We start from the raw sequence: 21,937 nt of genomic DNA, 5'->3' as shown, positions 1-21,937 counted from the left end.
TTCCGGCCCGTCCACATCCCCATAGTCACTGCGACGCGGACTGGGAGCGGGTAGGCAATCGCCTGGCATCGATCCAGCTCAACGCGGTGCTTCGGCTCCGGAGGTCCATGCGTAGAGCTTGTTCGCAGCCCGCTCCGTCCACAGCGTGATGGCATTCTCGGCATCGCCTAGCGTCCACTGGGCGGCCGCCTTGATGTGTCCACTGCCGATTTGCCGATCGGCAACGGCGGCCAGCAGGTCGCCGCTCACGGAATCGACCACCTTCGCCGCTCCCTTGGCCGACCCCACGAAGGGATAACTGCCGGTGGCGAGATAGGCGACGGTGCTCAGTGTTCGCGCCTGTGGCACTGCCATGGTGATGGTGCGCAGCACCGGCGTCGCTCCCTGGGCGTCGGTCAGCGCCACCTGCAAGCGCATGGTGCCGGGTCCCGGCTGATCGACGAGCTGGAACTTGGCTCCAAGATTCTCTTTCAACTTCGCGTAAAAGTAATCCGCAAGATGCTGCTGATCGGCAGCGGAAATCTGCGACTCGGTACTCGACACAATGATGACCGGATCGACCAAGACCTTGGTGTATTGGGTCCAGCGCGCTTTCGAGTTGACATAGCGCAAGTCCATCTGCCCTTCCCCACCCGGTTGGAGCTTATTGCAGTAGCTCCCCAGGAAATTGCAGATCGCGGTCTTGTCCTCGATGGGGGCTCGCTGGGTCGTCGCGCAGGCTGTCAGAAACAGCAAACTGCCGGAAAGCAGAGCAATACGCCCCTGTCCGAAAGGCTTGTACTTCATTCGTCACTCCCATTTTTGAGAATCGGGCCTATCCCTCCCGGGGAATACCAGGCTGCAGGCCACGCCATTTTCCTGATGTCAGCGCAGGGCGCAAGTGGGGCACGCAGCGGATCCGCCCTCGTGGCCGGGGTTGGAATACCCTGAGCCCCTTTGTCTGGACAGTTCATGAATGGACGGGAGGCTGCTGCCTCGGGGGTAAGTCTCTTGGAGTACCTGCGGGGCGAGTCAGGTTTCGCAGCCATGCGCGCGATGGCGTGCAGGGCGATGGGTTGGGTCGGGTGCACCGTGACGCCGGGCATGGCTGACGCGGCAGGGAGCGCGAGGCCTTGGCCGATCCGATCGTCAGGGGCTTCGCAGTGACAGGGCCTAAGCTCAGCGCCCCGCAAGTTACTGGGAGCCCGATGCGGTTGACGGCCCGCCTACTCGCCTGCCGGTGCGCCTGGTGGCCGAACAGTGCGGTGCGATCGGACGCGCCGCTTACGGCTCCAGATCACGATGCCGGTCACGGTCAGGATCACGACGGCGATGCCGCTGACGGCAATCAGGGCGCGCCCTGCAGTCCCCAGGATACGGCCGCTGTGCAGCGGCAGTTGCAGATCCATGAAGCGATCGGCACCGGTTCCGGTGCCCGGCTCATGGCGGCCCAGGAGACTCCCGTCGACGCCGTCGAGATAGATGTACCGCGCCCCCCAGCCGATGTCCTTGTCGCGGCCGAAGTGAACGCCGTAGATACCATAGGCCGCGTTGTAGAACACGCCGCCGACCGAAGCGGTCCAGCCGGCACGCAGCGCCTCGGCCTGCGCCTGCGTCAGCGCGTCGTCGAACGACAGCTTGGGTTCCACGGGCTGTTCGGCCAACGCGTCCTCGCGCGCGTCAAACGGCGAGGGCGTCAAATCCGAGAATGCAGACAGCGCCGGCTCCACGATCTCGTCACCGAGGTTCAAGGACACGCCACTGCAGGCCAGCGCGAGCAGAACCCCCCAGAACCACAGCCCGCCCGCGCGGTGCAGGTCCCAGTTCAGCCGCGTCCAACTGCTGCCGCGTTTGATGGACCAGGCTGCCAACCAGCGCCGCCACCAGGCTGGCGCCGCTGCTGGCAATGACGCCGCCGGGCCCGCGACAGGTTTGCGGGAGGCGCGCGGAAACGTCAGGTAGAGCCCCACGACGCAATCCAGCATCCATAGCAGCGCGACGCTCCCGAGCAGCAGCCGGCCCCACTCACCCGGCAGCAGCAGCCGGTGGTGCAGTTCGTACAGGAAGGGCATCAGCTTTCGTCGGTCGAGGCAGCAGTCGCCCCAGCGGCGCGTACCGAGCACCTGTCCGTTGGCGGGGTCGACGAACATCTCGTCGAATTCGAGAGCTGCCGGTACCTCCACATCGCCTTCGGCCCGCGGCTCCACCATGACCCGGGCGGCACGGCCCGGCGCGAGGCCCACCGGAAGGTATTGCACGCGCAACCGGCCATCGGCCCGTTCCAAGGCTTGGATCAACTGTTGCGGCGGCAACGCGGGGTCGGACCGGCCGGTCCGGAACCAGTCTGCGTTCAGCCACTCATCGAGTTCGTCCTGGAACGCGATGGCAGCGCCGGTGGCGCCGGAAACGATCAGAAACAGCGCCAGACTCAGCCCGACATAGCGGTGCAGCAGCACCCATACGGGCCGTCCGGGCCAGCGCCGTCGGCGGGCTACCAGGTGTATCGCACGCTCCCCAGGATGAAGCGGCGCTCCCCGTAGGCACAGGTCTCGATATCGCCGCAGTAGGCAACGAAGACCTTGTCGAGAATGTTGTTGGCATTCACGGACACCCGCCAATGATCGAACTGGTAGTACAACAACGCATCCATCAGCGTGTAGTCGGGGATGGTCAGCCGGTTGTTGAAGTTCAGGGTCGAACCCACGTAGCGCATTCCGGCGCCGACGCCGAGCCCGTCGAGCACCCCTCCGGATACCTTGTACTCGGCCCACAGCGAGGCCATGTGTTTGGCCACGTCCTGCGGCACCGGGCCTTGCCTCGGATCGTTGGTGGAGGTGTTGCGGGGGTTCAGATAGGTGTAGTTCGTGACCAGGTTCAGACCGTCGGTCAAGGTGGTGACACCTTCCACTTCGATACCCTGGGTGTGCACTTCGCCGGTCTGGACGGAGAAGTTGGGGTCGTTCGGGTCCGGAGTCAGCGCCCCGTTGCGTTTGATGTCGAACAGGGCCAGGGTAAACAGTCCCTTCCAGTCGACCGGCTCGTATTTGACACCGACTTCGTACTGCTCGGCGGTCTCCGGCTTGAAAGGCTCGTTCTGGCGGGTCGCGCCCGGCACCGGACTGAATGAGGTCGAATAGTTGAAGTACGGCGCGACCCCCGAATCGAACAGGTACAGCATGCCGGCGCGACCGGTAAAGGCCCGGGGACTCTCGCTGGTCTTCGTCCTGGGCTGTCCCTCGACGAAAAAATCCGTGCTGGCGAAGTCGCTCTGCACGAAGTCCTGACGGCCGCCCCCGGTGACGATCCATCGATCCGAAATCTTGATCTGGTCCTGAAAATAGAGCCCGAGCTGGGTGATGGTCTGTCGGTTGTCGGAAAACGGCGTAGCAGGCCCCAAGGAGCCGGTGCTATACACCGGGTTGAAGATATTGATCGGGGTGTTGTCCAGGAAACTTCCGTTGAAGTCGTCGCTGATGTCGTTGTAGTTGATACCGGCGAGCAGGGTCTGGCGCACCCGCCCCATGTCCCACTGATACTGCAACTGGTTGTCCAGCGCGAACACGCCCACCTTGCGTCGGGTGATGTCCGACTCGCGCTGCCAGGTCGTGGCGCCGTTGCGCAAACGGCCGTAGCCGAACGTGAAGCGGTAGTCGATGTCGACGTCCTGGTAGCGCACGTTCTGGCGAACCATCAGGTCATCCGTGAACTTGTGCTCCAGCAGATAACCGAGCTGGTAGGTCGACAACACGCGGTTATCGAAATTCGGATCGCCGAGAAAACGGCTCGTGGGGATCTTGCCATTGGGGTTCGAGAACAAGGTGCCGCGCGCGGGCATCAGCGTCGCGAACTTCGACGTGTCCTTCTGGAAATTCGCCAGGAAGGTGATGGACGTATCCTGGCTCGGCTGCCAGGTCAGGCCAGGCGCGATGTAGACGCGGTTGTCCTCCACGAAGTCCATCTGCGTGTCGGCGCCACGATTCTTGGTGACGAAGCGATAGCGCCAATCCCCGTTCTTGTCGAGCGAACCGCTGAGATCGGCCATGCCCTGCACCCAATTCCAGCTGCCGCCGTTCATCTCGACTTCATAGCGCGGCGCACTGGTCGGGCGCTTGGTGACCATGTTGACGAGACCGCCCGGATTGCCTTCCCCGTACATCACGGATGCCGGCCCGCGCAGAACCTCGATGCGTTCCAAACCGTAGGGCTCGGGCTGCATCTGTCCGTACTGGACCAGGTTGTCGCGGAACAACTGGAAGAACGTGGGCTGATAACCACGAATCAGATAACCGCTGTAGACGCTGCCGAAGCCGAAGGCCGTGGAACGGACGCCCGCGGTATAGCCCAGCAGGGTTTCGATTGCCTGCCCTTTCTGCGCCTCCATGCGGTCGCGCGTGATGACGGATATGGACTGGGGCGTCTCGATCAGCGGGGTATCCGTCTTGGTGGCCGTGCTGCTCTCGCGCGCGACATAACCCTTGACGGGGCCCCATGAGGTCTCGACGGGTTCGTCCGCCGGCCCGGTCGGCGCGACCACGGTCACCGCCTCGAGTGTGGTCTCCGGCGCGGCGCCTCCCGTGGATGCGTTCGCGGCCGGCTTTTTGCTGTCGGCAGGTGTTTTGGGCTTTTTCTCCGGTGTCGAGGCGGTCGCCGGGGGCGTTGCACCCGCGGCAGGCGGCTCCGCACCGATCGCCGTCAAGCTGACGGCGCCGAGCACCAGAGCGGGGACGCCGACACATCGTTTCAACTTGTTTGCTCGTTCTGTCATCGCGACTCTTTGCCGGTTCAGATCAGGCCCTGGGCCTCCCGATCAACGGGGCCGTGACACCCTTTCGCAAAAAGCGTGTCGCCTCGCGTTCCCTCCGCGAGCGCATGACCAACGGAGGCCATTCAAGGCGACACATAAGGAGTGCTATGCGTAGCATGGGGTGAAATCACCCCGGTTATTCCCGCGACGGAGTCACCACGTGCAGGGAATTTCGGTCCACTCCTTGTTGATCACTCGGAGTTCGGGAACGATCGCCAGCTTGTCTTCGGACCGGGCGTGTCCAGTGACGAGCAACTGATTGCGATGCACGGGCTTGCCGTCCACCCGCGTGACCTTGACCTGGGCCTCATAGCCATAAACCGGCTCTGCGTCGTCACCGGTATCGGTGTTCAGGAATTCGTTGGCCCCGGCAGGTACGGAGGCGCGCGTACCACTGGAAATCAGGACCTTGGGCTTTGGCCAAGTACCGCCTTCGAAATCGCCCGGACCGTCGATCTGATAGAACTGCGCCTCGAACTTCACCGGGTGCGCGCTGTTGTTCAGCAGGTTGACGGTGAAGAAGCGGGAAGCCAGCTGCAGGTCGACTTCCTCTCCACCTTCGAAGCCGCTCGCCCCGATGTTCTCCACCGGGCCTGTCGAAAGACAGATGGCTGCCTTACCGGTCGCCATTGCGGCGGACGAACCGCACAACAGCAAAGCGCAAATCGATGTCGTAAGAGTTCGTGTCACGGGGCGTGTCCTCAGTTGTTTGTAGGGGAACTCAAATGTACACAGAAACAACTGCTGTTGCAAGCCATTCGCATTTGGCTATGACTAGCGCTTGTGAACGGACCGAAACCGAGGCAGGTCGACGCGCAAACCGGTATTCAGCAGCCGACACCCGTGCCAGACGATGAGGCCGGGAAGGCTTGATCCGAGACATCGAACAACAACCCACCATCCATCTTCAGGACCCGGTCGGCGGCGGCGAAATAATGCTCGTCGTGTGTGATCGCGAAGACGGTCTTGCCGGCGGCCTTCAGGATCGGCAGAAAATCAGTGTAGAAGTCCCGGCGAAAGGCCGGATCCTGGTCCGCGGCCCACTCGTCGAGCACGATCACCGGGCGATCCTCAAGCAGCGCGAGCAGCAAGGCCAGGCGCTTGCGCTGGCCCTGGGAAAGCCGGCGATCCATGAGTTTGCCGTCTTGGATTCTCGCCTTGCGCTGCAGCCGCAACGAGGCCAGCCAATGCCCGACGGCCGATCCTCGCGCCGACTCACCATCGGGCCCGAGCAATTGATCGAACAAGTAGAAGTCGGAATAGACGCTGGCGAACAGGCGGTGGTAGGCGGAGCGGCTGCGGTCATCGATGACCCGCCGATCAACATGGATCCGTCCACCCGCGGGGCGATACAGCCCGGTCAGCAGACGAGCCAGGGTCGACTTTCCGCTGCCGTTGCCACCGATCAGGAATACCGTTTCACCGCGCTCCAGGCTCAAATTCAATGGCCCGACCGTGAAACCCGACTCATCGCCGCTCGGCGGATAGACATAGGTAATGGAATCGAGGGTAAGCCGCTGCCAGTCGGCGGGCAGCGGCTCAGCGCCGGGAGCGAAGGCCGGCAGGTAGGGCGGCAGTTCCAGAGATTTCACTTTCGCCAACGCCACATTGCCGGCGATCAGCCCGGGAATGGCGGAGACCGCCGATGCCAGCGGTGTGCGCAGAAACAGAATCGTCAGCGCGTAGGTGACGGCGGTGGCGGTATCCGTCCACGCGTAGGCGTGGGCCAAGAAGAAACTCAGCCCGATCGCCCCCAGGATCATCGCGTTGACCCAGTTCTCGTTCAGCGCACCGTAGGCATCGGCAAAAATCTCGTGGTCCCTGCCCTGCCGGGCGTGCGGTTCGAACTCCTCGTCGTAGACCTTGCGCGCCCGCTCCCGGTTGAGCGTCAGTTCCTTGCGTCCGTCGATGACGGCCTGATAGTCCTCGTACAGGCGATCTTCAATTTCGCGGCCGGCTTCGATACGCCGGTGCGTCCGCGCCAGCAGCAGCCAGCCGACGGCGACGGCCAGCGCCAGCCAGCCGGCAACGGCCCAGAACAGCGGCTGGGACAGCCAGGCGAGGTAGCCCAGCGCACCGCCGGTCAGAACCGCTCCGTAGACGGCGTTGGGCAGGCAGATGAAGGCCGCGGTGATATGCGTCGTGTCGCTGTTCAGGCTTGCCAGCAGACGCGCCGTGCCCAATTGTTCGAGGCGCTCGCAGTCGGTGTCGAGCACGCGTTTGACCAGCGTGCGACGGAGTTGGTACACGAGGTGGTGTCCGAGTCGCGTCATGATGATCTGGGCCATTGAGGCAATGACAAACATCCCGGCCAGCAGCGCTCCGAACTCGATCAGCGTGGAGCGATCGACGGCGGGCTGCTGGATCATGTGTTCGTTGATGAAGGCCATCACCCTCACGCCAATCGCGGCGCTGGCGCCGCTGAGCAGCAAGGCGAGCAACAGTGTGCCCCGAAAGTGTTCCAGGATCAGTCGGAAGAGATTCATGGCAGACGACGGAGACGGGCGTGGTGGAATGATTCCGGCGCCAGGCTTCGGGGTTCAGCCCCTCGTCGCGGCCGCGGGTGTCGACGAACGGGCACGCGTCAGTTCCGCACGCGGAAGTCCGCGAGGATCGCGTAGCAGACCGGCGTCAACAACAGGCTTGCGGCCATGCCGAACAGCAGCCCCGACGCCAGCGAGAGCGTCATCGGCACCAGGAACTGGGCTTGCGCGCTGGTTTCGGTCAGCGTCGGCAGAAAGCCCGCGAAATTGGTCAGGAAGGCCAGCAGGATGGGGCGGAAGCGGGCCGTGCAGGCTTCGCCGATCAGCGCGCCCAGATCGTCCGAGCGGTGCCGGTTATCGTGGATGTAATCCAGTAGCACGAGGCTGTCGTTGACCACGACGCCGCTCGCCGCGACCATGCCGACCAGCGACTCCATCGACAAGGGCAGCCCCACGAGCCAGTGCGCCAGTATGCCGCCGCACCAGGCCACGGGGACGGCGAACAGGAACACCAACGGCTGCGTATAGGAGCGGAAGGTCACCGCGATCAGCGCATAGATCAACGCGAGCGCGATCAATGTATGGTGCAGCAGCGCCTTCAGCATGGCGTCCTGTTCCTGGCGATCCTGGCCGAAATCCATGCTCAGCGTCGGCAAGCGCTGGCGCAGGGAAGGCAGGTACGCCTCCTCCAGATCGCGGTAGATCGCATTGACGTCCGCCAGTTCCGGATCCACCCGCGCCACGACTTCCAGCACCCGGCGCCGGTCCTGCCGGATCAATTGCGAGTAGCCGGGTGAGAAATCCACGTCGGCGAGCGCGGACAAGGGCACCGACCCGCCGTCAGGCAGCGTGATCGGCAAGGCGTACAAGTGGTCGATCGAACGGCGGTACTCGGGTGGATAACGCACCATGACCTTCACCTCGCTACGCCCGCGCTGCAAGCGCTGTGCTTCCTCGCCGTGATAGGCCTGGCGCACCTGTTCGGCAAGGTCCTTCAACCGGAGCCCGATGCGCTCGGCCTCGGGCTTCAGCTTCAGGCGCAGTTCAGGCTTGCCGGGAGAAGCGGAATCCATGACATCGAAAACACCCGGATACTTGCCGAGCCGGCCTTTGACCTCGGCAGTGCCCAGGGCCAAGGTCTCGGGGTCGGCTGCACTCAGATTCAGCTGGATGTCATAGGGCACGTCCCCTTCCCGGTACATGAAATCGATCCGGGCCCGGCCGATGTCGCCGATACGTCGCCGCCAGTCCCGGACGAAATCCTCGACGCGAACCCGCTGCCGCGCCTCCGGCGCCAGTTCCAGCCAGAAGCCGGCTTCCTGCTCCCAGATCATCGTTTCCTGCCCGATCAGAACGGCGCTTCCGGGGTTGTCGTCGCTCCGCGTCAGGCCCAGCCGAGTCTGCAGCACGCCTTCCAGTTCGAACAGCGCCCGTTCCACCCGGTCCGCGAGCCGGCGGATCTCTTCCGGCGGCGACCGCGGCGGGACGGTCAGTCGCACCCAGAAGGAGTCCTTGACCACGTCCGCCTCGAATGACTGCCTGACATGGCCGCCGGCCACCAGCGCCGCGGTCAGCAGGATCATCACGGCAAATCCGGCGAGACTCAGATAACGCCAGTCCAGCGCCGCGCGAAGGGACGGCACGTAAACCACCGCGACGAAACGATCGAGCCACCCGTTCAGCAGGGTCCGTAAGCGTTCGAAGCGGGTCGGCACAGTGGACGAACGGGGCGGCACCGCCAGATGTGCCGGCAGGATCAACAGCGCCTCGACCAGCGAAAACACTAGCGTCAACAGCATGACCAGGCTGATCGGACGCATGAGCTGGCCGCTCCAGCCAGGCAGAAAGAGACCCGGCATGAACGCCAGCAGCGCGATCAGCACCGACAGCGTGACCGGCAGCGCCACCGCGCGTACGCCGCGGATGGCCGCGAGCAGCGGTTGCGACGGGTGGCTCTGCTGTTCGCTGTAGACGCTCTCGCCGATGATGATCGCGTCGTCGACGAGGATGCCCATCGCCAGCAGGAACCCGAACAGCGAAAGCATGTTCAGCGACACGTCGAGGATCGGCATCCACCACAACGCGCCGAGCACCGAGGTCACGATACCGAGGCCGGCCCACAAGGCCACGCGGGTGCTCAGGAACAGGCTCAGCACCAGGCAAACCAGCAGGAAGCCGGCCAGGCCGTCTTCGAGCAGGGTCTGGATGCGTTCCTCGAAGGCCAGCGAGTCGTCCCACCAGGTTTTCAGGTGGATGCCGCGCGGCAAGCTGGCGGCCGTTGCCGCGACATACGCCTTGACGCGGCGCGCGACGTCGATGCTGTTCCGTTCGGCATGCACCTCCCAACCCTGCGCGGTCTGGCCGTTGTGTCGCCATTCGAACCGGCTTTCCTCCAGGCCGTCGCGGATGCGCGCGACATCGCGGAGCAGCAGGCGGCTGCCGTCCGGCTGCGTGCGCAGCACCAGTTGCCCGATGCCTTCGGCCTCGTTGGCCCGCCCCTTGATGCGCAGCAATAACTCGCCGGCCGAGGTCTTGATTGCGCCGCCGGCTAGGTCCAGCGACGCGCGCCGAACCGCCTGCGCGATCTCATCGACCGAGAGCCGATACTGCAGCGCCTTGGCGGGGATCACCTCGACGGCAATCTCATACGATGTCCGGCCATAGTCGACTGTTCGCGTAACACCCGGCAACGCACCCAGGTCCGCCTGGATACGCTCCCCCAGCCGCTTCAGTTCGAGCGGCGCGGCGGCGCCGTACAAGGCCACCCAGATGACCCCGTCGTCACCGTCACGGCTGGCTTCCCGCACATCGATACGCTCCACCGCGTCGGGCAGACTCGGGATCGACTGGATGCGGCCGCGCGCCGCGCCCATCAGGATCTGGCGATCGTAGCCGGGCAGCACCTGCACCGACAGCCGGCACATGCCCTCGAAGACCGTCGTGTTGATGCCCTTGACGCCGGTCAGATCATGGACTGCTTCTTCGAGCGGCACGCAGATCGACGTCTCGACTTCGAGCGGTCCGGCGCCGGGATACAAGGCCTCGATTTCGAAGCGGTGCGGCGTAAAGCGCGGGTGGACGTCCTTCTGTATGTCGAAAATGCTGAAGGCGCCGCCCAGCCAGATCAGCGCCATCAGCAGATTGGCGGCGACCGGGTTGGCTGCGAACCAGGCCAACAGCGATCGTCGTGGCGACACGGCGCGCCGGCCGGCCGCCGCCTGTCCCGGTTCGGTGGGCGGCTCGATCTGAGGGGGTTCGTTCATTCCGCTCGGGTCGCGTCGGCGCCGCGCAATTCCTCGGCCTGCGGCCGTACCTCCGTTCCCGCGACCGGCAGGTCGACGCCCGACACGACGACGCGGTCGCCCGGCGCCAGGCCACCGCGAATCAGGATTCGTCCCGGCTCGGTCCGCAGCACATCCAGATGCCGGATCTGCAACCGGTTGGCCGCGTCGACCAACACCGCGTCCTGTGCCGAATTCACTGCGCCATGCGGCAGCGTGAACACCCCGGATATCGCCCGCCCCTCGATCTCGGCCTGCACGAAGCTGCCGAAACGCAACGGCGGCCGCCCCGGTCCGTGCGCATAGGGCTGCCTGACCTCCGCAACGACATAGACCAGCCCGGTGGCTTCGTCGGAAATGCCCTCGGTGCGGACCAGATTCCCGGACCACCGCACCGTCTCATGCCCGAAGGTGGCCGACAGCGTCACCTTGGCTCCGGCAACCCGTTTGTCCTTGATGTGTTCGCCGGGCAACTCGAGATAGGGAATCTGGTCGGGTGCCAGCGGCAGGCGCACCTCGGCAACATCGACGGAATGGATACGCGCCACTTTGTCACCAGCACTCAGGAATTGGCCGACACCGGCCCACTTTTCCCGAACGCGTCCGGAAAATGGCGCACGCAGCTCGCAGCGCGAGCGATTCAGCCGTGCTTCGACGGCATCGGCTTCGGCCGCCTTGATGCCGGCGCGCGCGGCGGCCAACTGGGGCAGATGCAATGCCAGAGCGGTGGGCCGACCCTCCCCCAGCACCTTCCACTCGCCCTCGGCCTGTTCGGCCGCGGCTTCTTCCTGAGCCAGCACCCGCTTGGCTTCGGCGAGACGGGCTTCGGCACGCGTCACCGCAAGCTCGTAGTCCCGGGGGTCGATGACGACCAGCACGGCGTCGGCTTCGAAAAAGCCGCCGGCACTGAATGCCGGATGCACCCGGATGACCTTCCCCGACACCTGGGTCACGAGGTCGATTTCGTGACGCGGCACGACGGTCCCCTGCGACTGCACGCTGAGACGCACGGTTTCCGGCTGGACGATCTGGATTTGCACGACTGGAGGCGGCTCCGCGGCCGCCTCGGTCTCCAGATCCCGGTGCCGCGTGATGATGGCGTAAGCAGCGGTCGCCCCCAGCGCGAGCACCAGCAGCGGCGCGATGAGTTTGCGGCGGCGTCCCGGTCCGCTCATGCGGCACCCCCCAGGGCGAGATACAGCGCGACGCGGTTGGTCAGGATCTGGCGGCGCACCTCGAGCAGCGCGCTTTGTGCCGCCAGAGTGCTCCGGTAGCTATCCAGCAAGGTCAGGATTGCGATGCTGCCGTTGCGATACGAGCGCACCGCCAACTTATGGCTGATCCCGGTCAGCCGGACCGCTTCAATCAGCGCGCGCTCGCGGTCCAGCAGCCAGGCTTCGGCCGCGAGACTTTGTTCGACTTCGCGCAGCGCGTTGAGCACGGTCTCGCGATAGCGGTTCGTTACCTCCTCGACGCGAGCCGCGTTGAGCTCGATTTCGGCAGTCAGTCGCCCCCCGGTGAACAGCGGTTGCGCCAAGCCGACGGCGATATTCCAGACGGCACCGCGGGGTTCGATGAAATCCGCGAGCGCGGCGCTCTGCGTGCCGCCTGAGCCGGTCAGCGTCAGGCGCGGCAGCAAGGCTTTCCGGGCGCTGACCAGACGTTGGTCCTCGGCGCGCAGGCGAATGAATGCGGCGACCACATCCGGGCGCCGTGCCAGCAGATCGGCCGGCAGACCGGCGGGCAGGCGCGTAGGCAGCCCGGGCAACGCGGTGCAGTCGCTGATCGCTTCCTTGGGATACCGTCCGAGCAGAACCTGCAGCAGCCGCGCGTTGATCTGCACCCGGTTATGGGCGTCCGCCAGCAGCGCCTCGGCATCGGTCAGGTCGGTCAGGGCCAGACTCAGATCCAGTCCATCGCTCAAACCCAGGCTGAAACGTCCCCGCGCCAGCTGTGCGACGGCGCGCCGCTGGGCGATGTTCTCTTCGACGACACGCACCTGTTGCCGCGCCTCGGCGAGTTCGAAGCAACTCTGCACGGTGCGCGCCGACAACGAGAGTACGGCTGCCGTGACGTCGGTCTGAACCGCGTCGGCGTCGGCTTCCGCTGCCAGCTGTGCCGCCAGGATGCGCCCCCACAGGTCGATCTCCCACGAGATGTTGAACGGAACCTCCCAGGCCGTTCCGCCCTGCAAACTCCCGGCACCGCCACCGCCGACGCCGAGGTGTTCCAGGCCCGGCGCGAACTCGAGTTGCGGCTTGCGCCGCGAGCCCTCGATCACAGCGAGGCTTCGGGCCTGTTCGATGCGTGCGACCAGCGCCTTCAATTCAAAGTTGCCGGCGAGCGCGGTCTGCACCAGGTGCAGCAATTCGACGCTCCGGAACGTGGCCAGCCAAGGCTTGACCGGGCCTGACGAAGCGGCGGCGTCCGTGGCTACCGCCGTCCAGCGCTGCGGAACTCCGCCGGCAGTCACCACCGGCTGGCGATCCGGCGCCTCCGCGCAGGCCGACAACAGGCCGACGGTTACGGCGACCCCCAGGGAACGGCGGAAGCCCTGGCAGGCTCCTGCGGTGATCCAGGCGGCAGGAGGTCGCGCGAGCCCATGGTGCAGCACGACCGCAAACCAGGTGGGGCCTGTCGGAACACCGTCGGGACGGCACTCCCGCCCGTTTGCCGTGACACAGCTCATGGACGAGCGTTCAAACTCCGGCCAACACGCCTTGATCCTCACGATACGAAAAATGCCGGGCTGCTGCTAACGTCCGCAACTGGTCGGCGTTCTGGCGCAGCGCCCCCTCCCCACGCCGGACCGATCGAGGTTCGGAAAACCCGTGCCGTGCGAACTGTTGCCGCTCGCTCATACGTCCGATGGCCCGTCAATGCGCTGCTTCCCGGCCCGCTGCCGACAGCGGCAGTCTCAGCTGCGGACTGTCGTGCTCATGGGGGTGATGATGATCGTCGAGCAGGTCGTCGACGAACAGGTGAAACAGGGCCAGCACCCCGATATCGGAGCCGGTGCGGCGGTTGATCGGAATCTGTGCCGCCGCCCCCAATTGAATGTAGTCACCGAACCCGATCAGTCCGGGATTCACGGTCCCATTCGTTTCGCCGCCACACGCCGCGTTAAGGCAACTTTCCGCGGCCAACTCGACGACCGGGATCAGGTAGTCGAACGGGGCCGGCCAGCCCTGGTCCTCAACATAGGCCTGCAAGTACGGGATGCTGTATTGAATGGTGATTCCCCAGTTCAATCTGGTCGGATTGCGATTGCTTCGAACGCCAGTGCCACTGTCCGGCCGCACGGCCGAACCGCTGACCGGGAACGCACCACCGAATGCACCCGTCACCGCCAACGGCCACAAATACCCGGCAGATTCCGGCAGGTCGCCGAGACCCTTGCCGAAGAAGAGCGTAGGGAAGAGTACGGTTACAGGATCGGCGCCGACCCGCGGATCACCGCTGCTCCCGATCGACGCGTCGACACCGATCGATGCGATGGCTTCATGCTCGTGGTTGGTGAAGAACTGATACTTCGTACCGACCAGAGCGTTGCCGAAACCGTGAAAGGCATCGCCGCCATCCGGTTCCACACGGCGAAATTCGCCGCCGAGCGTGACTCCCCACAAGCCGCTGATCCGCGCCGTATAGTCGGGAGCGACTCCGGTACCGAGCAGCGCCGGCACCTCGGCCGTGCCCGCCTCCCGGAGATAACTGCCCAGCAATGAGAACTCGTCCATGACGAAGGGGTCGTCGACCTCGAACGTGGTGGGGAAAATCCGCTTGCCGGCGTAACCATGGGCCGCGGCATCCGGCGGCGCCAGGGGCAGCGACGCAATGGCGCCAAAGGCTGCGATCACGACCCCGATGGAGCATATGCGGGGAAGGCGCGTGAGTAGCACTAAGGCTGACATTCTACCCACCTGGGTTGTGCTCCGCATGAGTCGCGCGAGGCTCGCCATGCCGGCCCGCCCGGACGACGCATGCGCCTAGCCTGACATGGCTACCGCAAGGCAGCCAACAGGGAGACGACCGAACGCTCCAGCGCCTTGGCAACGAACACGTCGAACGCCGCCTTGCCGAACATCTCGCCCGCCTTGGCCGCCGTCGCGGCACGTCGGGGACTGGCCGGGGCACTCGCGCGCGGCACGGTCCCCACTTCCTCCATGACCTGGCTCAGATCCTCCGTCCGGAGCCGGTGGGGATCGTACAGTATCGTCAGACTACCGGTGCGCTCACTGATCCGGGTCGCCAGGACACCGTCGATCGCGCGGAAGCGTCTTTCCAGCCCCTCGGCCCGGTCGGGATGGTTGCGGGTCAATGCCGACCGGAGGCGCAAGCGCCCAGGGATGTGATGTATTGCTTCTGCCACCTTTGCAGCCCTCGCTGAGACGGATGAGACCTATTGTCATTTGATAGTACTGGCAAGAATCGCGCAGAGCAAGTCTCACCGGCGGACGGGCTTGCGCGGGGAGCCACCTGCCCCTACGCTCTCGGCATGACAGCGAGGTTCCGCAAGACGCCTCCGTAACGAGCGGTGAGCCGACGATGGTCTGGCACAACAATCAACCCGGCGAAGCCGCCCTGCGACCGGCGATCGGCCATGTCACGATCGCGCACGAACTTCCTCGCCGGCTGCGATTGCGGTTTCCAGCCCTCGCTCTACCCGGCTTCGCCGCAGACCTGCTGGAAACCGAACTGCTGTCCTTCGGAGGCGTCACGGCGGTGCGGATCAATCTTCGGGCCCGCTCGGTGTTGGCGGAGTACGACGGACATCCGGAGACCCGGTCGTCGCTGATCGAGCGTCTTTCCTGCCTGTCGCCCTACCCCTATTTGCGCGCCGATGCAGCCGACACGATCGAACCGTCACGGGATCCCAATCCCGCCCCCCTGCTCGCCGGCATTCTGTCACTGCTGGCTTCGTCACTACTCCCCCTGCCGCTCAAGGCGGTCATCGGTTGGGCGACCGTCAGCCCCAGTCTCTACAAGGGCGTCGTCACACTGCTGGATCGCGGCATCAAGGTGGAGGTTCTGGATGCCCTGGCAGTGGGTGTGGCCGCCGCTCAGGGCGCCTACTTCACCGCTGGCGCGACGCACGTGTTGATCGAGACCGGGGCCTATTTGGAAGCCCGTGCCGAACACCAGGCACAAGGGCTGCTGAGGCAACTGCTGCAGCGACCGCCGGAACATTGCTGGATCGAGCGGGACGGGGCCCTGATACGGGTCAACGCATCCGATGTGCGTGAAGACGACCGCGTCGTTGTCGGTGCAGGCGATCCAATTCCGGTCGACGGTGAAGTCGTCGCCGGGTCGGCGCTGGTCGATCAGTCCTCGTTGACTGGAGAAAGCCTGCCGGCCCGCAAGGAACCCGGCGATCCGGTGCTGGCCGGCGCAGTGGTCGCCGAGGGACGCCTGGTGGTGCGGGCCTCTCGAGTCGGGGCCGAAACGGCTACGGCCCGCCTGGGCCGGGTCATCGAGCAGTCGCTGCGACGGCCGGCCGAGAGCCAGCGGCTCGCTGAGCGCCTGGGGGACCGGCTCGTCTACCTGACCTTCGTGCTGGGTGGCCTGATGTTCGCGCTGACCCGCGATCCTCGTCGGGCCGTCTCTGTCTTCCTGGTCGACTATTCCTGCGCGCTGAAACTGGGGACCCCGCTGGCATTCATTGCAGGCATGCATCGGGCGGCAAGCGCGGGGCTGGTGTTCAAGGGCGCGCAGTCGCTGGAACGTCTCGCCGAGGCCGACACCGCCGTATTCGACAAGACGGGCACCCTGACCCGCAGCCGGGTGGAGATCACGGCGATCGTGTCGCTAACGGCGGAGCGCAGCGACGACGAATTGCTGGCGCTGGTGGCCTCGGTCGAGGAACACAGTCGCCACCCATTCGCCAACGCGGTCACGGGTCATGCCCATCGAGACGGTCGTTATCGGCACGTCGATCATGGCGACGTCGAGTATGTGGTTGCACACGGACTGAACACCCGAATCGCAGGCAAATCGGTACAGATCGGCAGCCGACATTACCTGGAGGCGCACGAGGGTGTGGACTTCGGTTCGCACGAGAGTTCGATCGAGCCGCTGATCAACGGGGGCAATGCCCTGCTCTACGTTGCCGAAGACACGCGGCTGGTGGGCTTGATTGCGCTGCGCGACCAGGTCCGGGAAGAGGCATCGATCACGCTGACCCGGCTCAGGTCCTCGGGTATCGAATGGGTGGTGATGCTGACCGGCGACACGTTGCGTCAAGCCCAGGCGCTGGCGTCGCAGCTGCCGATCGATTCCGTTTATGCCGAGCTGAACCCGGAAGAGAAGGCAAACCGTATCGAGGCCCTGAAGTCGGCAGGGCACAGGATCATGTTCATCGGGGACGGCGTCAACGACGCAGCCGCGCTGGTCTGCGCCCAGGTCGGGATTGCCATGACCGACGGCACACTGCTGTGCCGCGAGGCGGCGGACGTGCTGATGCTGCGGGAAGGACTGGAGGGCCTGACCATCGCCCGAGACATCGCGCTAGAAACGCGGCGCGTCATCGACAGCAATTTCGCCGCCGACCTGGCAGTCAATTCCGCGTTGCTGCTGGGTGCCACGCTCGGCTGGCTGCCCCCGATCGCTGCGGCGTTGTTGCACAACGGCACGACCCTGGCGATTCTGGTGCGCTCACTGCGGCAGGGCGTCGCAATCGGAGCCGGGACCGGACAGCGTCCCAAAGGGGATGCTGCGAGGGTTGGCCTCGACCTGGTGCCCACAGCAAGCAGTGTGAGCGGTGGCGGCATGACGAACGTCAGCCGATAGGCAAGTCGCCGGCCAAGCCGGCGACTTGATCACATCCCTGTGCCCGGAATGGCGTTCCGGGTTCCCCCCAAACCAGCGTGCAGCGGCGGATCAGGGTGCGGCTGTGATCTCCAGGCTCCAGCCCTTGATTTCGCCGTCATACCAGAAGAAGTCGTCGACCACGTAAAGTTTCCACTCGCCGGCCGGCGATGCGCCATTGAATACGCCAAGGCGCGGACCCGAGGTCACGACCTTCTGCGCCGCGATCTCCGGGGTCGTCATATCGACCACCGAACCTGCGGTGATCAGGCCTGCCGGTGCCGGCTCGCGGAATTGATCGAGGTCGTCGACGCTGAGCGGGCTGCTCGGATCGTAGTCGGTCGGTTTGAAGGTGCGCGGTGTCGGGTCCGTCCACACGTTGACCCACTCGTCATAGACGATCGGGTACAACTCACTGGTCGGGCTGGAGGTCAGCCGGCCATCGTTCCGCGTCGAGTTCGGCAGCGGCAGCGCGGCCGAATCGTCGAACACGAAGGTCAGGTTCTGCACCGCCGGCGACGTACCCGGGGACGCGGTCGACCCGCTTACGTTCGACATCAGCATCACGTACTGGCCGTTCGGTGCCACCAGCAGCACGTCCACATCGTCGATCAGGGAATGGGTAATCCCGCTGAGGGTCACATTGACGTCCTTGATCTTCGCGCCCGCCGGAAAGGCTTGCTCCTTGACCGTAATCTTGCTGCCGTAGGGGCTTGCCTTGGCGACCGGCTGCGTACCGACAGTCTCACGGACGTTGTAGAGGTCCAAGAGCGCGATGCACTTCTCCGCGTCCGGGTCCGCACACAGATCGTTGATGCGGATGGGATGCGCATTCGTGAACGTCTTGGTGACGTCGACAGCCGAAACGGCCCCGGGGGCGAGCACGGCGGCCGCCGTCAGCGCGAGCAGCATCGGTCGCAGCGCGAAGTCCGGCCCATGATTCAACGAGGCGTCAGCAAGTTGGCTTTTTTTCATACACGAAGTCCTGAGTAGTGTTGTGAGCCGATATCGCGCCGACCTTACCGGAAGGACGGGCATACAGCCGGGTTGTGGATGCGTTTAGAACTCCCTTGGGATCTTTACGCAATTGCGAATCGTTCGCGTTTCTATTGTGTCACAGAGTCGGCCCTGGTCAAACCGCTCTCAGGATGGCCCGCGGCTCTTGGGAATTTTTCCCGCCCGCCGCAACAAGCGGCAGCGTCACGGCCGAATGCCGGGGCACAGTTCCGGCAACGCGGCCTGGGCGCACGGGCGGGAGAACGAGGGGAATGGGAAGTGCCTGCAGGATGCCGCCGCGCGCTGCTGCGGGTTGGATATCGTCTTGCTTCGATTCAAGGCGGTAGCGGCCCGCGACGCCGCGAAGGGGTCCATAGACCTCTCACTGCAACCAACGGCATGCGTCGCGGGGGTTTGAGGGAACCCGAAAGCCGATTCCAGTCCCTGGGAATCGGTGGACCGAATGAAACCCGGCGCGGCGGCCGCGGAGAAAGGCGGGCGACCGTCTCAGCGGGCCTTAGCCCCGGAGAAAGCCTCGATCAGCACGCCGACCGGTCCCAGCAGAGCTTCGTAATCGTTGGCCAGGGCGAGCCGGTAAAGCAAGGCGTAGCGGCTTGCCAGTGCCGCGAGCGGCGACCGCCCTCCGGCGGCATCGTCAGGTGGCATTTCCGGCGAGAAGCGAAGAAAGCGCGCCGCCCAACTGCGCGTGACCGGCTGCTGCGAGCCGGCCCATCCGTCGAGGCGCGCCACCAGTGCCGCGGGATCGCGCAATGCAGTGAAATAGCCGAGGCGTTCGCCTTCATCGAGAATCTGCCGCAACAGTTGCGCCGCAGCCGGATCGGCCGCGCTGTCCACGGCAGCGGTTCGCCCCAGCGCGGCGTAGATGCGCTGCTCGTTGCTCTTCAGTTCGATCAGCGGCGTGGGGACCCAACGGTCGGTGAACGGCCGATAGCGCTCGCGCCCGGCCGGCACCGCGGCGGAAACCAACGCCGCCAGCCCGGCGGCCACGCGCACCGCCTGTGGTTCGTCGACATTCCGGAAATACCGCTCCAGTTCCCCGATGAAGTGATCCTCGGACATCGGATAGGGGTAGGCATGTACCGCATGGAAGAACCGGTTCTCGAACTGGGCGGGAAAGCCGGCCGCCAGCAGCGTGCTCTGCAAGTGACGGATCGGTCGGAACGGTTCCACCCCTCGGGGAACGTCGTAGGGAACATCGTTCATGTTGGTATTCACGAACAGCGTCCCGTCAGGCGCCAGGCGCTCCCTGACCAGCCGGAAGAATTCCACCGAGATGCAATGCGGGGGAATGAACTCTCCGGAGAACAGATCGACGATGATGAGGTCGTAGGTCCGGAAGGTTTCATCCAGAAACACGCGCGCATCCCGCGTCACCAGCGTGACCCGTCGTGGATCCACCTGGAACTGATCGCGGGCCACGGTGTTCACGAGCGGGTCGATGTCGACGCCGGTCACCGCGGCGTCGGGAAAAATCGGCTCGATCTGCCGGATCACGCCCCCGGCGGCCGAGCCCAGCACCAGAATCTCGCGTGGCGGCCGCGACGCGGGCGCAACGAGGTACTGGAGTCCCGCTATTTCCCGCAATGGTTCGTCCGGGTATAGCACCGAATGCGTGTAGACCCGCGAAGGCTGGTATTCGAGCAGCCGGCGGCCAGCGTCGTCCTCCGTCGCGACGACGCGCAGGCTACCGTAGAACGAATCCCGTTCGAACACAACGCCCGGGGGCGGTTCATCCCGCTCCACGGCGACATAGGACGACCACCCGATGGCGAGAGCCCCCAGCCCAACCAACGCCCGGACCCACTTCGCCCCGCCCGTCAGTACATAGCCAACCGCCAGAATGAACGCGAAGACCGCGTTCGCGCTCGCCACCGTGACCGTGACTCCATGGAACGGAATCAGCCAGTACGAACCCACCATCGTGCCGACGATACTGCCTACCGTCGACAAGGCCATGAAGAACCCGGCACTGCGCCCGGCATCCCCCGCCCCATCGCCGGTCCGCAATCGGATCAGCACCGGCGAGATCATGCTCATCGCAACAACCGGCGGACCGTACAACGCCAGCGACAGAAACGCCGCCGGCACGCCCGACTCCAGCACCGGATCACCGTACAAGCGGTCCCGCAAGTCGAGACCCCAGGCAGCGAACACCTCCGGGTAAAGCACGTTGCAGACGTGGGTGTAGACGGTCCCCAGCAACAGCAGAACGAGCAGCAAGCGAACCCCCACCCCGCTCAGCCGGCCAGCCGCATAGTAGCCGCCCGACAACAGCACCATCACCAGGGTCAGCAGCGTTCCGGTCACGACCACCGAGGATCCCAGGTTCGTCTGCAGCATCCGAAATCCGCACACCTCCAGCAGCATGATCTGGAAGCCGCCGAAGAACGAGATCACATACAACAACCCGGTCAGCATCATTCAACCCAGTTCCAGTCAATCGGCCGGCGTGAGTGGTCACAGTCCGGTGGCGCAAATGTCATGGCGCCCCGTTCCATCGGATGCGCGGATCGGGAGCCCCTTCCTGCAGCAGCGAGCACAGCGCGGCGAGCAATTCAGGGGACCGAACGATCGCCAGATGATCCACCGGAACATGGGCGCTGAAGGCGGCCGGGCGACCCCATCCCTCCGCCAGTACATCCTCGGCGTGGTGACCCAGCCCGACAGCCTCCTGCGACCACCAGCAATGCGGCGCAACCCGCAGACCCATGGGCTGGAACCCCGGCGCCAGACGGCTCAGGTGCTGCATGACCATTACCGCGCGCGATGGATCGAGGTTTCCCAATGCTGCCAGTTCCCCTCCCGATGCGTGTTTCCGCAGCGCCGCCGCCAGCGCGGCAGCCCTCGCCTGTTCCGAAACGGTTTCTTCGAGCCCTTTACCGAACTGCACTCCCAGATTCTCGGCGTCGAAGTCCGGGCAGATCTCGCGCATCAATTCAAGCAAAACCCCGAACGAGGACACATCCGGTCCAGCTTCCTCGTCGGCGCTCTCGTCGAATCCCGGTGCATAGCTGTCCACGAGCCCCAGGAACGCCACCTGCGCCCCGGCCTGCTCGAGCAGATGAGCCACGGCCATGGCCAATGCGCCACCCAGCGACCAGCCGAGCAGACAATACGGGCCCTGCGGCTGAACCTCCTGTATTCGCCACGCATAATCTTGCGCCATCTCCAGCAGCGACGCCGGCTGCCACTCGGACTCGAACAGGCCCGGGCACATGAGCCCGTAAACCCGTCGATGCGGGGCCAGGGCGCGGGCCAGTGGCAGATATGGGAAAACCGTGCCACCGGCCGGCGGGAAACAGAACAGCGCCGGGCGCGCATCGTCCGACCCGTTCAAGGGCACCAGAGGTGAGGGTCGTTCGGCTCGTGTGGACTCGATCAACCCCTGGATCGTCGGAAACTGCAGCAACTGCGGCAGGGCAACAGTCCATCCCAGGCGCTGGTTGATGGCCGACACCAAGCGCAGGGCCAGAAGTGAATGGCCGCCGAGTTCGAAGAAGTTGTCGCTGACGCCGACGCTGTCGAGGCCGAGGACTTCCTGCCAGATCGCCGCCAGCTGCGCTTCGGTC

At 65.0% G+C, this 21,937-nt stretch carries 14 protein-coding genes; 1 reads left to right on the top strand and 13 read right to left on the bottom strand.

The annotated features are described in order from the left end of the window. Positions 1 to 78: 78 nt before the first annotated feature. The 10 genes from ACW73L_RS12090 to ACW73L_RS12045 form a co-directional block, all read right to left on the bottom strand. Positions 79 to 786, bottom strand: a complete 708-nt coding sequence (locus tag ACW73L_RS12090; protein ID WP_498922296.1) for a DUF3313 domain-containing protein — start codon at positions 784 to 786, stop codon at positions 79 to 81. A 419-nt stretch (positions 787 to 1,205) separates the two neighbouring features. Continuing rightward, a complete protein-coding gene (locus tag ACW73L_RS12085) occupies positions 1,206 to 2,435 on the bottom strand; it encodes a PepSY-associated TM helix domain-containing protein (RefSeq protein ID WP_498922294.1) in 1,230 nt (409 codons plus the stop codon). Positions 2,436 to 2,470: 35 nt separating this feature from the next. Further along, positions 2,471 to 4,723 (bottom strand): TonB-dependent siderophore receptor, encoded by a 2,253-nt coding sequence (locus ACW73L_RS12080; protein ID WP_498922293.1) that lies wholly within the window; start codon positions 4,721 to 4,723, stop codon positions 2,471 to 2,473. 213 nt (positions 4,724 to 4,936) lie between these two features. After that, entirely contained in the window at positions 4,937 to 5,473 is a 537-nt protein-coding gene (locus ACW73L_RS12075) for a hypothetical protein (protein ID WP_498922292.1), read from the bottom strand. Positions 5,474 to 5,610: 137 nt separating this feature from the next. Beyond that, the gene (locus ACW73L_RS12070) at positions 5,611 to 7,269 is read right to left on the bottom strand and encodes a multidrug ABC transporter permease/ATP-binding protein (protein WP_498922291.1); all 1,659 of its coding nucleotides are present in this window, start codon (positions 7,267 to 7,269) and stop codon (positions 5,611 to 5,613) included. A gap of 98 nt (positions 7,270 to 7,367) precedes the next feature. Next, positions 7,368 to 10,529 (bottom strand): efflux RND transporter permease subunit, encoded by a 3,162-nt coding sequence (locus ACW73L_RS12065; protein ID WP_498922289.1) that lies wholly within the window; start codon positions 10,527 to 10,529, stop codon positions 7,368 to 7,370. Then, positions 10,526 to 11,722: an efflux RND transporter periplasmic adaptor subunit gene (locus ACW73L_RS12060; protein WP_498922288.1), complete on the bottom strand. Its 1,197-nt coding sequence runs from the start codon at positions 11,720 to 11,722 to the stop codon at positions 10,526 to 10,528. Before ACW73L_RS12060 ends, ACW73L_RS12065 begins: the two co-directional genes overlap by 4 nt. After that, the gene (locus ACW73L_RS12055; protein ID WP_498922287.1) at positions 11,719 to 13,236 is read right to left on the bottom strand and encodes an efflux transporter outer membrane subunit; all 1,518 of its coding nucleotides are present in this window, start codon (positions 13,234 to 13,236) and stop codon (positions 11,719 to 11,721) included. The genes ACW73L_RS12060 and ACW73L_RS12055 overlap by 4 nt, the downstream gene beginning before the upstream one ends. Before the next feature lie 187 nt (positions 13,237 to 13,423). Then, complete coding sequence (locus ACW73L_RS12050) at positions 13,424 to 14,404, bottom strand: hypothetical protein (protein WP_498922286.1); 981 nt, start codon at positions 14,402 to 14,404, stop codon at positions 13,424 to 13,426. Positions 14,405 to 14,547: 143 nt separating this feature from the next. Then, positions 14,548 to 14,916, bottom strand: a complete 369-nt coding sequence (locus ACW73L_RS12045; RefSeq protein WP_498922285.1) for an HMA2 domain-containing protein — start codon at positions 14,914 to 14,916, stop codon at positions 14,548 to 14,550. A 176-nt stretch (positions 14,917 to 15,092) separates the two neighbouring features. Here ACW73L_RS12045 and ACW73L_RS12040 point away from each other — a divergent pair, with 176 nt between their 5' ends. Beyond that, entirely contained in the window at positions 15,093 to 17,333 is a 2,241-nt protein-coding gene (locus tag ACW73L_RS12040; RefSeq protein ID WP_498922283.1) for a heavy metal translocating P-type ATPase, read from the top strand. A gap of 90 nt (positions 17,334 to 17,423) precedes the next feature. Here the strand turns inward: ACW73L_RS12040 and ACW73L_RS12035 are convergent, their stop codons facing one another. From ACW73L_RS12035 to ACW73L_RS12025, 3 genes are all read right to left on the bottom strand, one after another. Then, entirely contained in the window at positions 17,424 to 18,326 is a 903-nt protein-coding gene (locus tag ACW73L_RS12035; RefSeq protein WP_498922282.1) for a hypothetical protein, read from the bottom strand. A 528-nt stretch (positions 18,327 to 18,854) separates the two neighbouring features. Then, positions 18,855 to 20,789, bottom strand: a complete 1,935-nt coding sequence (locus tag ACW73L_RS12030; protein ID WP_498922281.1) for a fused MFS/spermidine synthase — start codon at positions 20,787 to 20,789, stop codon at positions 18,855 to 18,857. Positions 20,790 to 20,847: 58 nt separating this feature from the next. After that, positions 20,848 to 21,937: thioesterase domain-containing protein (locus ACW73L_RS12025; protein ID WP_498922279.1), on the bottom strand; the 1,090-nt coding region annotated here is incomplete at its 5' end.

The organism is Methylolobus aquaticus (assembly GCF_054172105.1).
Note: the sequence above shows the minus strand (reverse complement) of the source record. Positions and strands in the feature narration are given on the sequence as shown.

Excerpts from the sequence above, each read along its gene's own strand:
- ACW73L_RS12060 (WP_498922288.1), bottom strand. The coding sequence starts at position 11,722 with ATGAGCGGACCGGGACGCCGCCGCAAACTCATCGCGCCGCTGCTGGTG.
- ACW73L_RS12035 (WP_498922282.1), bottom strand. The coding sequence starts at position 18,326 with ATGAAAAAAAGCCAACTTGCTGACGCCTCGTTGAATCATGGGCCGGAC.
- ACW73L_RS12040 (WP_498922283.1), top strand. The coding sequence starts at position 15,093 with ATGGTCTGGCACAACAATCAACCCGGCGAAGCCGCCCTGCGACCGGCG.
- ACW73L_RS12055 (WP_498922287.1), bottom strand. The coding sequence starts at position 13,236 with ATGAGCTGTGTCACGGCAAACGGGCGGGAGTGCCGTCCCGACGGTGTT.
- ACW73L_RS12030 (WP_498922281.1), bottom strand. The coding sequence starts at position 20,789 with ATGATGCTGACCGGGTTGTTGTATGTGATCTCGTTCTTCGGCGGCTTC.
- ACW73L_RS12065 (WP_498922289.1), bottom strand. The coding sequence starts at position 10,529 with ATGAACGAACCCCCTCAGATCGAGCCGCCCACCGAACCGGGACAGGCG.
- ACW73L_RS12070 (WP_498922291.1), bottom strand. The coding sequence starts at position 7,269 with ATGAATCTCTTCCGACTGATCCTGGAACACTTTCGGGGCACACTGTTG.
- ACW73L_RS12090 (WP_498922296.1), bottom strand. The coding sequence starts at position 786 with ATGAAGTACAAGCCTTTCGGACAGGGGCGTATTGCTCTGCTTTCCGGC.